This is a genomic window from Sulfurimonas sp., from assembly GCF_034005705.1.
In the GTDB taxonomy this organism is placed as follows: domain Bacteria; phylum Campylobacterota; class Campylobacteria; order Campylobacterales; family Sulfurimonadaceae; genus Sulfurimonas.
The window spans coordinates 23665-38109 of record NZ_JAVEUF010000002.1 but is presented as its reverse complement, the minus strand read 5'-3'; the positions used below and the strand labels follow the sequence as shown (position 1 = coordinate 38109).

General features: G+C 40.7%; 16 protein-coding genes. 13 read left to right on the top strand and 3 right to left on the bottom strand.

All coding sequences use genetic code 11. From position 1 onward, the window contains the following. Positions 1–43: 43 nt before the first annotated feature. Together RBR61_RS01655 and RBR61_RS01650 are read left to right on the top strand one after the other, a co-directional pair. Positions 44–244: a hypothetical protein gene (locus RBR61_RS01655; protein ID WP_320341767.1), complete on the top strand. Its 201-nt coding sequence runs from the start codon at positions 44–46 to the stop codon at positions 242–244. Further along, positions 241–624, top strand: a complete 384-nt coding sequence (locus RBR61_RS01650; protein WP_320341766.1) for a DoxX family protein — start codon at positions 241–243, stop codon at positions 622–624. Before RBR61_RS01655 ends, RBR61_RS01650 begins: the two co-directional genes overlap by 4 nt. Positions 625–635: 11 nt before the next feature. On the opposite strand, the gene RBR61_RS01645 is transcribed toward RBR61_RS01650, so the two are convergent. After that, positions 636–1193 (bottom strand): CDP-alcohol phosphatidyltransferase family protein, encoded by a 558-nt coding sequence (locus tag RBR61_RS01645; protein WP_320341765.1) that lies wholly within the window; start codon positions 1191–1193, stop codon positions 636–638. A gap of 157 nt (positions 1194–1350) precedes the next feature. Here RBR61_RS01645 and RBR61_RS01640 point away from each other — a divergent pair, with 157 nt between their 5' ends. From RBR61_RS01640 to mltF, 6 genes are all read left to right on the top strand, one after another. Next, the gene (locus RBR61_RS01640) at positions 1351–2667 is read left to right on the top strand and encodes a hypothetical protein (RefSeq protein WP_320341764.1); all 1317 of its coding nucleotides are present in this window, start codon (positions 1351–1353) and stop codon (positions 2665–2667) included. A gap of 62 nt (positions 2668–2729) precedes the next feature. After that, entirely contained in the window at positions 2730–2984 is a 255-nt protein-coding gene (locus tag RBR61_RS01635) for a FeoA family protein (RefSeq protein ID WP_320341763.1), read from the top strand. Then, positions 2981–5119: a ferrous iron transport protein B gene (feoB, locus tag RBR61_RS01630; RefSeq protein ID WP_320341762.1), complete on the top strand. Its 2139-nt coding sequence runs from the start codon at positions 2981–2983 to the stop codon at positions 5117–5119. The genes RBR61_RS01635 and feoB overlap by 4 nt, the downstream gene beginning before the upstream one ends. Before the next feature lie 52 nt (positions 5120–5171). Continuing rightward, entirely contained in the window at positions 5172–5834 is a 663-nt protein-coding gene (locus RBR61_RS01625) for a response regulator transcription factor (RefSeq protein WP_137015123.1), read from the top strand. 39 nt (positions 5835–5873) lie between these two features. Continuing rightward, complete coding sequence (locus RBR61_RS01620) at positions 5874–7148, top strand: ArsS family sensor histidine kinase (RefSeq protein WP_320341761.1); 1275 nt, start codon at positions 5874–5876, stop codon at positions 7146–7148. Positions 7149–7171: 23 nt separating this feature from the next. Beyond that, positions 7172–8602: a membrane-bound lytic murein transglycosylase MltF gene (gene mltF / locus RBR61_RS01615; RefSeq protein WP_320341760.1), complete on the top strand. Its 1431-nt coding sequence runs from the start codon at positions 7172–7174 to the stop codon at positions 8600–8602. A 2-nt stretch (positions 8603–8604) separates the two neighbouring features. Here the strand turns inward: mltF and rsfS are convergent, their stop codons facing one another. Then, the gene (gene rsfS, locus RBR61_RS01610; protein WP_320341759.1) at positions 8605–8940 is read right to left on the bottom strand and encodes a ribosome silencing factor; all 336 of its coding nucleotides are present in this window, start codon (positions 8938–8940) and stop codon (positions 8605–8607) included. Then, positions 8925–9473, bottom strand: coding sequence for a nicotinate (nicotinamide) nucleotide adenylyltransferase (gene nadD, locus RBR61_RS01605; RefSeq protein ID WP_320341758.1), 549 nt, complete (start codon positions 9471–9473; stop codon positions 8925–8927). Before nadD ends, rsfS begins: the two co-directional genes overlap by 16 nt. 336 nt (positions 9474–9809) lie before the next feature. Between nadD and gap the strand changes: the two genes are divergently transcribed. From gap to RBR61_RS01580, 5 genes are all read left to right on the top strand, one after another. Then, entirely contained in the window at positions 9810–10808 is a 999-nt protein-coding gene (gene gap, locus RBR61_RS01600) for a type I glyceraldehyde-3-phosphate dehydrogenase (RefSeq protein ID WP_320341757.1), read from the top strand. Between the two features lie 8 nt (positions 10809–10816). After that, complete coding sequence (locus RBR61_RS01595; protein WP_320341756.1) at positions 10817–12016, top strand: phosphoglycerate kinase; 1200 nt, start codon at positions 10817–10819, stop codon at positions 12014–12016. Positions 12017–12019: 3 nt separating this feature from the next. Then, complete coding sequence (locus RBR61_RS01590; RefSeq protein ID WP_320341755.1) at positions 12020–12727, top strand: triose-phosphate isomerase; 708 nt, start codon at positions 12020–12022, stop codon at positions 12725–12727. Positions 12728–12776: 49 nt separating this feature from the next. Beyond that, positions 12777–13592 carry an enoyl-ACP reductase FabI gene (gene fabI / locus RBR61_RS01585; RefSeq protein ID WP_320341754.1) on the top strand — a complete coding sequence of 272 codons (816 nt, stop codon included), beginning with the start codon at positions 12777–12779 and terminating at the stop codon, positions 13590–13592. Between the two features lie 159 nt (positions 13593–13751). Further along, positions 13752–14420, top strand: coding sequence for a TorF family putative porin (locus tag RBR61_RS01580; protein WP_320341753.1), 669 nt, complete (start codon positions 13752–13754; stop codon positions 14418–14420). Positions 14421–14445 lie beyond the last annotated feature (25 nt).

The following is a 14445-nucleotide window of genomic DNA, read 5'->3' as shown; positions in this document are numbered from 1 at the left end:
TCGTTTAGAGATATATTTTTTAAATTTTGGATATTATACTGTTATGAAAATAGAGACACAATACAGTTATGAAAAAACTTGGAAAATAACCAATGAGGACGACCTTCTTAAGATAATCGCCGAGGAGGTCGGAGATGCTGATCCAAAAGGCACGCTAGCATATATAAAAGAGGCTATACAGTCAGGCAAAGTTATCTTGGTGGGAAGCTGCAGATTTAGAAAAGCAGACGAGGAGAGTAAATGACAAATGACGCAGCAAAACTCATCTTAAGACTTACCGTCGGGATAATGATGCTTTTTCACGGGCTTGATAAGATAATAAACGGAATAGGCGGAGTAAAACATCTTACAACTGCTTCTGGACTTCCAGAGTTTTTAGCTTACGGTGTCTATGTAGGTGAGATCGTTGTGCCGATCTTGATCCTGCTTGGAGCTTATGCGAGGATCGCCTCTTTGGTCTTGGCGTTTAATATGGTTCTGGCTATATTTTTAGCCTATGGAAACTCGCTCCTTACTCTAGGCAAGCACGGAGCTCCTGTTTTTGAACTTCCGTTCCTGTATCTTATTATGTCGATCTTAATATTTATGCTAGGAAGCGGAAAGTACGCGCTCAATAGCAAATAAGAGCTAAAGTTCTACGGATGGCGAACCTTGATCTTGGAGTTAAGGCTCCATCCTACTATTATCATAAGAAACACTACCGCAAACGCAGGCACTATTTCATAAGCAGAGGCTAAGTAAACAAGCCAGAGCAATATCGCTCCAAGAGGGGTGGGCACTCCTGTGAAGTATTTGCTAACCTCTCCAGCATCCGAGTTTATATTGAACTGTATAAGTCTTCTAAGACCTGAGATGACGTAGTAGATGCTTATGATCGCCGCAACTATAAGCATAGCTCCAGAGAGCTCTTTTGAGTAGACCGCTTGAAAGATCAGAAAAACAGGGACAAGAACAAAGCTCAGAAAATCTGCGAAGCTGTCGAGCTGAACTCCAAACTCGTTCGAGAGATTGTATTTTCTTGCGATCTTGCCGTCAAATATATCAAAAGCCCCTCCCATCCAAGCAAGAACAATAGCCGTAAAAAAGTTGTTTTGAGTTATAAAGTATGTAGCCAGAAGGCCCGCTGTTATATTTGCAAAAGTAAACATGTTTGCAAGATTAAAGTGTGATTGGTTTGTAAATAGAAATTTCATAGTAGTCTTTTTGTTGAAATTATAGCCTAAAAAATTAATTTTATTTTTTACAATCTTCGTCTCTAGAATATTGATAAGCATTATCAATATTAAGCTACATGTAAGTTGATATCTATTATCATTTTGGAGATAAATTTGATTAAAAGAGAATAAGAGAATGAAAAAAATAGCCTTTGGCGTATCTCTGATTGTTTTAATATTAAGCTGCAATGTATATGCTTTAGAGGAGGTGTCTCAAAGACTAAAAGATAGAGAACACTCAATAAGAGATATTATAGATAAAGTTGCGGCACCTCTGGAAAAAGAGATTTCCGTAGTTGAAAAAACCAAGCATATGTTTAAAGAGGGGAAAGTTTCAGGGCAAATAAAGGTTTTGCATTCAGGTTATTATGTTGACGGAACTGAAAATCAGTATGCGACCGCCGTCGGTGGCCAACTAAAGTACGAGTTGGCTGAGTATAACGGATTTAATGCAGCAGTGGAGTTTAGCACTGCTCACGATATTGGTTTTGCAACAGGAGAGGAGAATAGACATAATGGTGAAATTTCTTCTCAAGATGGGAGTTATACAGAACTTTCACAAGCGTATATAAACTATACAAACGGTAAATTAAATTTTCGCGCCGGTCGTCAACTTATAGATACACCTTTGGCTGACAGTGACGATATAAGAATAATTTCAAATACGTTTGAAGCTTATACGCTCTCTTATGAAGATGAAGAAGTGTCGTTTTTTGGAGGCTTGCTTACAAAATGGCAAGGGACTGATGCAGGTTTGTCTCCCCAAAACCATTGGTCTGACACAGGAGAAGATGGAACCTTTTTTGGTGGATTGTCCTACGCAGACAAATTCATAGATACAAGTGTATGGTACTATGATATATCAAAAGACAATGACCCAAACAGTGCAACGCTAAATGTAGCAAATACTTCTTTATACATAGATTTTTCTTTGCATATAGCTTTTTCAAAAGATTATGCATTTCATGCAAGTACTCAATATGTGGATCAAAGAGAATCTGACAACAGTGGCATAGAGTCTTCAATATATGGAGCAATGGTAGAGTTTATTGTGTTTGAAGATCTTGCTCTCTCGAGTGCATATAATTGGTCTGAAAAACAAGCGCTAAGAGGCAGTTTCTCAGGTTTTGGCGGAGGGGCTTTATATACAAATATGGACTCTATGATAATAGATGTTATTACTTTAGATAGAGATGCGCAGGCTGTTGTAGCAGGGCTTACATATACGCATGATGACTTTGGTCTTATGTATGCATATGGGGATTTTAAAGGCAGAGAGAATTCTCTTGGAGTTAAGGAACATATAGTAGAGCAAAATATAGGCTTTGAATATATGCCAAATAAAAATTTAACAATCGGAGCTCTATATGTTCTAAACGAAGACAATAAAAACAGTGGAAGCAACGGCGGAGATTGGGAAAATATAAGAGTTTTACTTTTATACAAATTTTAAATTAATCTATATTTAATATGATACCGATTATCATCATGAAAAATAATGACCAAAGATAAGATATGCACAATAGTACGGATAATAAAGATATAAAAAGACTTGTTGATTGCAAAAAAACATGTATAGTGAGAGTCGTTAAACTAAACGCCGATGCAGAGTTGAGGCAGAGGCTTATCTCTTTTGGGATAATGAAGAATGCTATCTTGGAGGTGCTTGAACACGCTCCTGCAAAGAGTACGATAGAGGTAAAAGTGGGGAAAATGAGAATAGCACTTAGAGCAAAAGAGGCAGAGTTAATAGAGGTAGCGACACTGTGAACAGAGATATAAAGGCGTGTCCGGTAACGGCAAAGCATATAAAAGTAGCACTTGTCGGACAGCCAAACGTCGGCAAAAGTATGCTTATAAACTCCATATCGAATGCAAATCTGCATGTTGGGAACTTTACCGGAGTCACTGTAGAGAAGAGCGAGGTTCTTTTTGACTATAAAGATTACCACTTTACCGTGGTCGACCTGCCCGGAACCTATGCATTAAATGATTATACGATAGAAGAGAGGGTGACAAACGATTATCTTCTTACACAGGATTATGATCTTATTATAAACGTCGTTGACTCTACAAACCTGCAAAAAAATCTTCAACTCACAGCAGAGCTTATGAGTATTGGCAAAAAGATGATACTTGCACTCAACATGAGCGATGAAGCAGATAAAGAGGGGATTGAGATAGATGATAAATATATGTCCGAGCTTTTAGGATTTGCCTGCGTCAAGGTCTCTGCAGCTACCAAAAAAGGTATAGCAGAACTTATAGAAGCGATCATCAAAGAGTATGAAAATGAGGCTATGGAGTACAAGCTTATCTTTAGCGAGGCGGTTGAAGAGGAGATAAAGGTAATTGTTGACTACTTGGCAAAACACAAGTATGAGGACGAAAACACATATAGAAATATTGCGATAAACCTTCTAAAGAACACCAAATATACCTATGCAAAGCTTCATGATGATCCTATCTGGACAGAGCTGCAGCCTATTTTGATAGAAGCGTCAAAACATATAGAGCTCCACCATGACTCCAGTGATATAAAAGAGGCTTTCGCTTCTGAATACGCCTCTTTTAACAGAGGAGTAGTGACCGAGGTCTTAAAGCAGGAGGTAAAGATCTCTGATAAGACTATTACCGACAAGATAGACTCGGTGCTGATTCACCAGATATTCGGCATACCGATATTTCTATTTTTTATGTGGGCGCTTTTTCAGCTTACTTTTGAGATAGGCTCTATCCCTATGGAGTGGATAGATGCCTTTTTTGTCTGGTTTGGAGATGCCATCGGAGCGACCATAGCAAATGACGATGTCCGCTCTCTTGTGGTTGACGGCATCATCTCCGGAGTCGGTGCAGTTGTTTTGTTTGTCCCGAATATTGCCATACTCTTTATAGGAATAGCACTTTTGGAGAGTACGGGTTATATGTCAAGAGTTGCGTTTTTGCTTGATGGATTTTTTCACAAATTCGGTCTTCACGGGCAGTCGTTCATACCGCTTGTAACAGGTTTTGGCTGCTCGATTCCTGCCTATATGTCTGCGAGGATATTAAAAAATGACCGTGACAGACTTTTAACTCTCTTTATCATAGGGTTTATGAGCTGCGGGGCAAGGCTTCCGGTGTATGTTCTCTTTGCGGGCGCATTCTTCTCCGAGTCGATGGCGGGCAATGTTCTCTTCGCCATCTATATAACGGGTGCCATGCTTGGGCTTTTTGCGGCAAAAATACTTAAACTGACAGCTTTTAAGGGGATGGATGAGCCATTTGTAATGGAGATGCCAAAGTACAGACTTCCTTCGCTGAAGCTCATCTGGCACACGGTCGTTACAAAGACTCTTATGTATCTAAAAAAAGCGGGTACGTTTATCGCGGCCGCTTCAATTCTTGTCTGGTTTTTAAGCAACTATCCGCACAATCAAGAGCTTGAAGATAGCTACGCTCTAAAGATCGAAAAAGCGGTAGATGAACAGGAGAGAAGAGTTATTGAAAATAGTCTTGCAGAGGCCAATATGGAGCAGAGCTATCTGGGACGTATCGGTAAATTTTCAGAGCCTATCTTTGCGCCTTTAGGATTTGACTGGAAGATGAGCGTTGCTCTTCAGACAGGACTTGCGGCAAAAGAGGTGGTGGTGTCCACGCTTGGCGTCTTGTACGCTCTTGGTGAGGATGTGAACGAGGAGAGCGCATCTTTAAAAGAGATAATCTCCAAAAATATCCCGTTTCCATCAGCCGTCGCATTTATAGTCGTAGTTATGATCTATCTGCCGTGTCTGGCAGCTTCGGTTGTATTTACGCGTGAAGCGGGAGGCATAAAGTACTTCTTTTACCTTTTAGCTTTTACGTCTATAGCGGCGTATTCACTGGCATTTATTGCCTATAACGTCACTTCTATGCTATATAACTAAATATTTGTGCAATATTAACTACTTATTAGCGCATATTTGCTAGAATTGCCACATGAAAAAAATATTAATGATTGAAGATGATTTAGAATTAGCGGAGATACTCACTGAGTATCTGCAGCAGTTTGACTTTGAGATTATCACGGAAGATGACCCGTTTAAAGCAGTAAGCATATTGAAGTTGGAGCCTTTTGATCTAGTTATATTAGATCTTACGCTGCCTGGAATGGACGGTTTAGAGGTTTGTGAAGCGATCCGTGAGAGACAGGATATCCCTATTATTATCTCTTCTGCCAGAAGCGATGTGACTGATAAAGTAAAAGCGCTTGAACTCGGAGCGGACGACTACCTTCCAAAGCCTTACGATCCGCGTGAACTTGAGGCTAGGATACACTCCGTTCTTAGACGTTATGAGGCTAAGTCTCAGCAAAAAGAGGAGTCTAAAAGCGACTTCAAGTGTGACGCATCTTCAATGATGATCACATATAAGGGCAGAAATATAGACCTTACAAAAGCGGAATTCGGCATCCTCTCTTACATGATAGCCAAGCAGGGGCTTGTTGTATCAAGAGAGGATCTCATCCATAACGTAAATGCCATAAACGAAGACTCTTCTAACAAAAGCATAGACGTTATGGTCGGCAGGATCAGAAACAAGCTCGGAGACAAATCTCTTATAGAGTCGGTAAGAGGCGTTGGCTATAAGCTTCTTAAGTAGCACATCTTCAGGCTTTAAAATAGAGCGGGGGAGACAGTAGTGCGCCAGCATGCCGTTTTAATAACCGTTCTATTCGCACTTGCAGTTACAATTATCAGTGTAAGCGTAGTTTTTTGGGAATTTTTTCTCCTAAACAAGCAGCACTACATCGACCACATCTTTACAAAACACGCAACTATTACCCAGATATTTCGCCAGCATCAGCAAAAACAGCACTCTCAGATCATGCTTGAGGCAAATCTTGCCGTCTATAACTTTGTGCTTGAAAAAGATAAAGAGGCGATAAAGACGATCCTTAACAATGCAAAAGTTCTAAAAAAGAAGGATTTTCAGAGCGTAAACTCCTCTTTGACCTTTTCTCAGGGCGGATTTTTCACTAAAAGGACCGTCACGGACCTTACCGCTTCAATGCTTGAGTTCAATAAGAAAATATATTTTCTTATTAAGTCTCCCACATCGTCCGTTCTGATCTTGGATGAGGAGCTAAAGCCCTACAGGTACTGGAGCGTTGCTTACTCGTATATGACAATACTTGTCATCATCTCATTCTCTTTTGTCTTGATACTGCAAAGACTCAGACCGCTTATAAGACTAAGAAAAAAGATAGCACTTTACGGTGATGGTAATATGAACATCTCTTTTAAGACCAAAGGTCGTGATGAGATAGCGCTTATCTCAAACGAACTTGAAGCTACAAGAGAGAAGATAAATATCATCCTGGAGTCTAGAACCCTCTTTTTGCGAAATCTGATGCATGAGCTAAAGACCCCTATCGCAAAAGGAACCATTGCTACACAGATGTTGGAATCGCAAAAACAAAGAGAGAGATTTAGCTCTATCTTTGGGCGTTTGGAGTCATTGGTCAATGAGTTTGCACTTATAGAAGAGGTTACAAGCCTTGGGGATAAGACGGACTTTAAGGAGTACCGCCTTATTGATATTATAGACGGTGCAATTGATATGGCTATGATAGATAAAAACTGTGTTGATATAGACGTAGATGCAAGCTATAAGATAAATGCGAACTACAGGCTATACACCACGGCTATTAAAAATATGATAGACAACGGCATAAAGTACTCCAGCGATTCGCACGTTAAGATACTGATAAAAAATAGAGAGCTATGTTTTGAGAGCAAAGGCGAATGCATCGCACATCCGCTTCAATATTACATAGAGCCTTTTACCAAAGACAACCCTGCAAAGAACAGTTTCGGACTGGGTCTATACCTTGTAGACTCTATTTTAAAAGCGCACAATCAGGTACTTGCGCACGAGTATGAAAATGGTACGAATCGCTTTATTTTTGCATAAGTTTTTAAGTGTAAACTAGTGTAATGGATAAGTATCTTAAATCAAGCATAATAGTTTTTTTTGCTATATCTTTTTTTGTGTTCGGGTGGCTTTCGCATACCGCTTATAAGCCTATCCACAGGATCAAGACACCATCTTTGCTGGATGAGATAAAAGAGAAAAAGATCCTTAATGTAGCACTATTAAACTCCCCCTCTACATACTACATAGGACCTGACGGACCGAAAGGTTTTGAGTACGATCTTCTTGATGCCTATGCCAAGCATTTGGGCGTTGAACTAAATATTACTGTTGTAAACACCACAAAAGAGGCACTGGAGCTTAGCAAAGATCCAAGTATTCATATAACTTCTGCGTCTTTGGCAAAGACGAAGGTCAAAGAGAAAAATTTCAACTTCGGACCCTCATATTTTGAAGCTCAGCAGCAGGTGATCTGTTACAGGGGAATGTTGTGGCAGGGTCACTTTCCAAAAAGTATAGAGGATCTCTCAGGACTTAGAATAGTTGTGGGGGAAGATACGAGCTACAGCGAGACAATAGAGTCGCTGCGCCAAGACGGCTTTGATATAAATGCGACATACACCTCGGAGCACTCCACCGAAGAGCTTTTGGCAAAAGTCGCATCTAATGAGATTGACTGCACCATAGCGGACTCGAATATATATGCGCTCAATCAGCGCTATTTTCCAAAGATAGCCCTTGCTTTTTCTGTAAGTAACAGAGAGCAGCTCGCTTGGGTTTTGGCACAGGACTCAAAAGAGCTAAAAGACGATATGTACTCTTGGCTTAACGGTTTTAATCAAAGCGGAGAGATGGCACGCTTAAAAGATCACTACTACTCTTTTGCTCTTTTTTTTGACTACTACAACACCAAGACATTTTATGACAGAATAAAAACCAGACTCCCAAAATATAAGGAGCTTTTTGAGAAGTATGGAGAGAAGTACGGCATCCCTTGCTCGGTTCTTGCTGCGCAATCTTATCAGGAATCTCACTGGAACCCAAAAGCAAAGAGCTATACGGGAGTAAGGGGGCTTATGATGCTTACGCAGTCTACGGCTAAAATGTTAGGAGTTAAAAACAGGCTTGACCCTGAGCAGAGCATTGAGGGCGGCGCAAAGCATTTAAATGAACTCTTGAAGCGTGTACCTCCTGAGGTAAATGGCGAAGACCGTCTAAAGTTCGCACTTGCGGCATATAATGTCGGTCTGGGTCACGTTTTTGATGCGCAACTGTTGGCGGAGAGGATGGGGCTCAATAAAAACGTCTGGAGCGACCTTAAAAAAGTGCTTCCTCTGCTTGCGCAAAAAAAGTACTATAAAACGCTAAAGCACGGATATGCAAGAGGAAGCGAACCTGTGAGGTATGTCGATTCCATATACGATTACAGGGATATTTTGCAAAAAAGCAGTTATGAGCCGCTTTTAAGCAACAGGGAGTTTGAGGAGGATTAAGCCTAGAGTGGCATTCCCTCTTTCCCCTGGGCAAGTGAGCTTAAAAAGCTCTCCATGTCATATTTCACTCTGTACTCAGGGGTCATTATGTGGATCAGTATATCGCCCAGATCGACTACGACCCAGTCACTGCTTTCATCTACGTTTACAAATTTTTCTGCCGGTTTAAGCTCATTTTTTAGATGGTCTAAAAGAGCCAAAGTGTGTTTTGAACCAAGTGATGATGCGATGATCGCATAATCTACAAAGTAGTTCTTCTCTCTTAGGTCAAAAACCTCTATGTTTTCCGCTTTGTTTTTGTCTAAGACTTGGGTTATTTTTTCTATTCTGTTTTGCAACTGTTTTCCTTGTAAAAATTATATATCTCTTTTACACACTTCTTTGGCAGCTTTGAGATGTCGATGCACTCCCTAAGATTGGTCGATGAGACTTTTTCATCAACATCCAATCTTAAAAACTGCTTCGGGATCTCAATATTATCCCTTGGGACTACTATAAATGTCACCAGCTCTTTAAGTTCATCATATCTATTCCATTTATGAAGCGAAGAGAGGTTGTCCGCACCTATTACAAGATATATTTTTCTGTAGCTTTCTAAAAGATGTTTGACGCTCTCTATTGATGAGACCGCTCTTTTTTGTAAAACTTCATACTCTGAAATCTCGACATTTTTATACTCTTTAAATATCTCTTTTAACCACTCTACTCTAAGAGATGCAGGAGCATAAAACTTTGATTTAAACGGATTTAGATATGTAGGCATTATAATGACTTTCTCAATTTCTTTGAAATTCATCAAAGCCTTTACTATTGCCTCGTGACCGATATGCGGCGGGTCAAAAGAGCCGCCAAAAAGTGCGATTGTATCCATATTTAAAGCGAATTATAACTAAGTTTAGGTAAAATTGCCCAACTTTTATTTTTAGGGCATCTCTAGAAACCCTTTACTGATTTTTGAAGAGCAAATTTTTAAACTATTTTTAGGAAGATATTGAAACTCCTAACCGTAGTTAAGAGTGAGATATCTGACGACAAAACAGTTAAAAAGTTGCCTTCCCTTCGGGCTTTATAGATTTTGCACCTATCTTTGTTGCCGTTCATCGCCGTAGCTTTGGCTATGGCTCTTCGCGTCGCCTAGATATGTACAAAATCTCTTAAAGCAAAAATGGTTAAAGGTTTTTAGAGATGCCCTTAGTTAGGAAATATAATGGCACTAAAAATAGCAATTAACGGATTTGGTAGAATCGGTCGCTGTGTAGCTCGTATTGCTGCAACAAGAGATGATGTAGAGATCGTGGCAATAAACGATATGGCTAGTATAGATATGATGCTCTACCTTCTGAAAAATGACTCTGTCCATGGGACATTTAAGAGCGAAGTAGTGCAGATAGATGATGAGAACATTACTATTGACGGTAAAAAGATAAGAGTTTTCAGTGACAGAGATCCAAAAAACCTAAAGTTTGCCGAGTGCGGTGCAGATATGGTTCTAGAGTGTACTGGTGTCTTTTTAAGTAAAAAAGATGCGCAGATACATATTGACAACGGTATCAAGAAAGTCCTCTTCTCGGCTCCCGCAAAGGATGACACACCGACATTTGTTATTGGTGTAAATGAGCACCTCTACGCAGGGCAAGATATAGTCTCAAACGCTTCATGTACGACGAACTGCCTTGGTCCTATAGCTAAAGTATTGGACGACGCTTTTGGAATTGAAAAAGGTCTTATGACTACGATCCACTCTTATACGAACGACCAGAACATACTTGATGTAAAACACTCAAAAGATAAGCGCCGTGCACGTGCCGGAGCTATCAATATGATTCCGACAACTACGGGTGCTGCAAAGGCTATCGGTCTGGTTCTTCCTCAACTTCAGGGCAAGCTTCACGGGCAGAGCGTTCGTGTTCCGACACCTAACGTCTCTATGGTCGATCTAAACGTCATCGTTAAGAAAAACACTACAAAAGAGGAAGTGACGGCTGCATTTAACAAAGCTGCAGACGGCGCTCTTAAAGGGATAATTCTAATGGATAAAGAGATGAGAGTCTCTCAAGATTTCGTCGGATGCGAGTACAGCTCTATAGTCGCAGAGGATCTTACTCAGGTGATTGACGGCAATATGGTCAAAGTTATGGCTTGGTACGACAACGAGTGGGGATACTCTACAAGACTTTTAGATATGGCTCTTCATATCAGCAAATAGGATAGAATTTGGAACTTTTAAACATTAAGAATTTAGATCTTGCAGGCAAGAAGGTATTTATCAGATGCGATTTTAACGTTCCGATGGATGAGTTTGGAAACATATCAGACGACCGCCGCATACGCTCCGCTCTTGCTACCATAAACTACTGTCTCGATCAAGATTGTTCCGTTGTGCTCGGCTCTCATCTTGGACGTCCGGACGGACAGGTGGTTGAGAAATATTCACTGATTCCCGTAGCTAGAAGAATTCAGCATCTGCTAAAGAGAGAAGTTATCTTGGCAAAAGACGTAGTAGGTGAAGATGCGCTCTCAAAAGCATCAGCTCTGCAACAGGGAGAGGTTCTGCTTCTGGAGAACCTTCGTTATGAGGCGGGTGAGACAAAGAACGATGAAGAGCTCTCAAAAAAGCTCTCTTCAATGGCTGATTTTTACATAAACGACGCATTTGGGGTTAGCCATCGCGCCCACTCGTCAGTTGAGGGAATAACGCACTTTTTTGACAATGACCATAAAGCGGCGGGATTTTTGCTTCAAAAAGAGATACAGTTTTTCGGCAAGCTGATACAAAACCCTGTGCGTCCTTTTGCTGCAATAGTAGGCGGTTCAAAAGTATCGGGCAAACTTGAAGCGCTTATCAACCTTCTGCCAAGAGTGGACAAGATCCTGATCGGCGGCGGTATGGCGTTTACGTTCTTAAAAAAGCTTGGGCACGATATAGGTGCTTCGCTTGTAGAAGATGATCTGCTTGAAGATGCAGGACACATCATGGATGAGGCAAAAAAGCTTGGCGTAAAATTTTATCTGCCTGTAGATGTTGTGGCTGCTGAGAAGTTTGCGGAAGACTCTATTATAAAGATAACATCTGCTCAGGAGATACCTGCTGGATGGATGGGTCTTGATATCGGACCTGCGACCGTCAGACTTTACAAAGAGGTCTTGGGCGATGTTCAGACTGTTCTGTGGAATGGTCCTATGGGCGTTTACGAGATGGACAAATTTGCAAGAGGCTCAAACGAGATAGCGCACTTCGTGGCTGACAGTTATGCGACAACCGTTGTAGGCGGCGGAGATACTGCGGACCTGGTTCAAAGAATAGGCGTTGATGATGAGATGACATTTATCTCAACAGGCGGCGGGGCATCTTTGGAGCTGCTAGAGGGCAAAATTTTGCCTGGTGTAGCATCTTTAATGATAAAAGGGGATTAGAATATGATAATTGCAGCAAATTTAAAAACAAATCTCACAAGAGAGAAAACTGCCAAGTATATAGCTGAGGTAGAGAGTTTTTTAAGTAAAAACAGCATCTCTGAGGAAGTTTTTGTCTTTCCTGCAACATCAAGTCTAAATTCACACTCCGGAGCCGTGGTCGTAGGCGCTCAAAATGCTTACCCGACACTCAATGGCGCATTTACGGGCGAGATCGGTTATGAGCAGTTGGAAGAGTTTGGCATAAAAACCATTCTTATTGGTCATAGCGAAAGAAGACACATAATCGGCGAGACTCAAGAGGAGCTTGTAAAAAAGTTCAACTTCTATAAAGAGCTTGGCTTTAAGATCATCTACTGTGTGGGTGAGCCGCTGCAGATCAGAGAGGCTGGATTTGATAGTATGATGGAGTATATATCTGCGCAGTATGAGGGTATAGATGCTTCATATGAAAACCTGATCGTAGCTTATGAGCCTGTCTGGGCGATCGGAACAGGGCTTACTCCGACAAACGCGGATATCGTGGCGATACATGCAGAGTTGAAGAAAAAGTCATCAGCTCCTCTGCTTTATGGCGGAAGCGTTAAGGTGACAAATGCAGCGGAAGTTTTGGCTCTTGAGGGAGTTGACGGTGTTTTAGTAGGGAGTGCGGCGCTTTATGCGGAGCACTTTTGTACGATGTGTAAATATGCAAGTATGTTAGAAAAATAAGCAGTACCAAATTTTTTAAAATCAAATAAAACAACAGGAGAGATACAGAATGTTAATGAAGGGCAAAAGAGGTTTAATAGTAGGATTGGCAAACGATAAGTCGATAGCGTACGGAATAGCAAAGTCATGTCATGAGCAAGGTGCTGAGTTGGCTTTTACATACTTAAACGATGCGCTTAAAAAAAGAGTTGAGCCGTTGGCTGCATCTTTTGGCAGCGATAAAGTGTACGAACTTGATGTATCAAACGAAGAGCATATGGCAAATATCGCTTCACTGATAGAGAAGGATTTCGGAAAGATCGACTTCCTGGTTCACTCTGTTGCGTTTGCTCCAAAAGAGGCACTAAGCGAACCTTTTATGAAAACTACAAAACAGGCTTTTCAAATTGCTATGGATATTTCAGTTTATTCGTTAATAGACCTGACAAATCGTCTAGAGCCTGTTTTGGCAGATGACGCTTCTATATTGACACTTTCATATTTGGGCGGGCCTAAATATATAGTAAACTACAATGTTATGGGCGTTGCAAAAGCGGCACTTGAATCAACCGTAAGATATATGGCGGTAGAGCTTGGCAGCAAAGGGCAGAGAGTAAACGCTATCTCGGCAGGACCGATAAGAACACTGGCAGCTGCGGGGATAGGTGATTTCAAGCAGATCCTTAACTGGAACGAGACAAATGCGCCGCTTAAGAGAAATGTGACCATAGAGCAGGTGGGCAACTCTGCTATGTATCTACTAAGTGACTTGGCTTCGGGTGTTACGGGTGAAGTTCACTATGTGGATTCAGGATATAACATCATGGGTATGGCAGCTGCCGAAGAGAGAGACGGTAAAACTGTTCTCTCTTGGGATGCTAGATAACAATAAACAAATATTTTTAAAACATAAAGCTTGTTAGCTTTATGTTTTAAAAAAACTCATTAAATTTTCCTCAATAAACTGCTTAATTTTTAATCTATTTTCTGCATCATAAATCTAATCCATGTGTAATAATATTGCAACCAAAAAAAAGGATTAGATATGAAACTTATTAGATTTAGCGTAGTTGCTGCACTGTTTGCAACTTCAATTTTTGCAAATGAGGATAGTACTGGTATTAACGTAAGCGCAAATATGAGCTTAACTAGCAACTATGTATGGAGAGGAATGACACAGACAAAAGACTCTCCTGCCATCCAAGGAGGAGTCGATCTGGAGTATAAAGGTTTGTATGCAGGTGTTTGGGGCTCAAACGTAGATTTTGGTGCAAATGACAATAACTCTTTGGAACTGGATATATACGGAGGATATGCAGGAGAGATTGCAGGTATCGGCTATGATGTCGGATATATACAGTATGCTTATCCAAATAAGTCAGATGAGTATAACTTCGGTGAAGCCTATGTTGGTGTAAGCAAGGAGTGGGATAAATTTGGACTTAGCGCAAAACAGAGTTTTGGCATAGAGACAGACGATACAAACCCTGAAGATTTTTACGAAGTCGGTGCTTCCACATCGGTGTTGCCTTATGAGATAGGTTTTGATGCAAGTTACGGAAATTATGACAATATAGGTTACTACTACTCTCTAGGGCTTAACAGATCATTTGAAAAGTTTGATCTAAGTTTGGCATATATCGACTTTAGCCATGATACTGATTCTGCTGCGGATGAAGATAATGTAGTGGCGACTGTGAGTTTTGCTTTTTAAGATAACGCCATATTCCTTTTTGGAA

Excerpts from the sequence above, each read along its gene's own strand:
- nadD (WP_320341758.1), bottom strand. The coding sequence starts at position 9,473 with ATGGATACAATCGCACTTTTTGGCGGCTCTTTTGACCCGCCGCATATC.
- RBR61_RS01625 (WP_137015123.1), top strand. The coding sequence starts at position 5,172 with ATGAAAAAAATATTAATGATTGAAGATGATTTAGAATTAGCGGAGATA.
- mltF (WP_320341760.1), top strand. The coding sequence starts at position 7,172 with ATGGATAAGTATCTTAAATCAAGCATAATAGTTTTTTTTGCTATATCT.
- RBR61_RS01650 (WP_320341766.1), top strand. The coding sequence starts at position 241 with ATGACAAATGACGCAGCAAAACTCATCTTAAGACTTACCGTCGGGATA.
- RBR61_RS01590 (WP_320341755.1), top strand. The coding sequence starts at position 12,020 with ATGATAATTGCAGCAAATTTAAAAACAAATCTCACAAGAGAGAAAACT.
- RBR61_RS01580 (WP_320341753.1), top strand. The coding sequence starts at position 13,752 with ATGAAACTTATTAGATTTAGCGTAGTTGCTGCACTGTTTGCAACTTCA.
- fabI (WP_320341754.1), top strand. The coding sequence starts at position 12,777 with ATGTTAATGAAGGGCAAAAGAGGTTTAATAGTAGGATTGGCAAACGAT.
- RBR61_RS01655 (WP_320341767.1), top strand. The coding sequence starts at position 44 with ATGAAAATAGAGACACAATACAGTTATGAAAAAACTTGGAAAATAACC.
- gap (WP_320341757.1), top strand. The coding sequence starts at position 9,810 with ATGGCACTAAAAATAGCAATTAACGGATTTGGTAGAATCGGTCGCTGT.
- RBR61_RS01640 (WP_320341764.1), top strand. The coding sequence starts at position 1,351 with ATGAAAAAAATAGCCTTTGGCGTATCTCTGATTGTTTTAATATTAAGC.
- RBR61_RS01635 (WP_320341763.1), top strand. The coding sequence starts at position 2,730 with ATGCACAATAGTACGGATAATAAAGATATAAAAAGACTTGTTGATTGC.
- RBR61_RS01645 (WP_320341765.1), bottom strand. The coding sequence starts at position 1,193 with ATGAAATTTCTATTTACAAACCAATCACACTTTAATCTTGCAAACATG.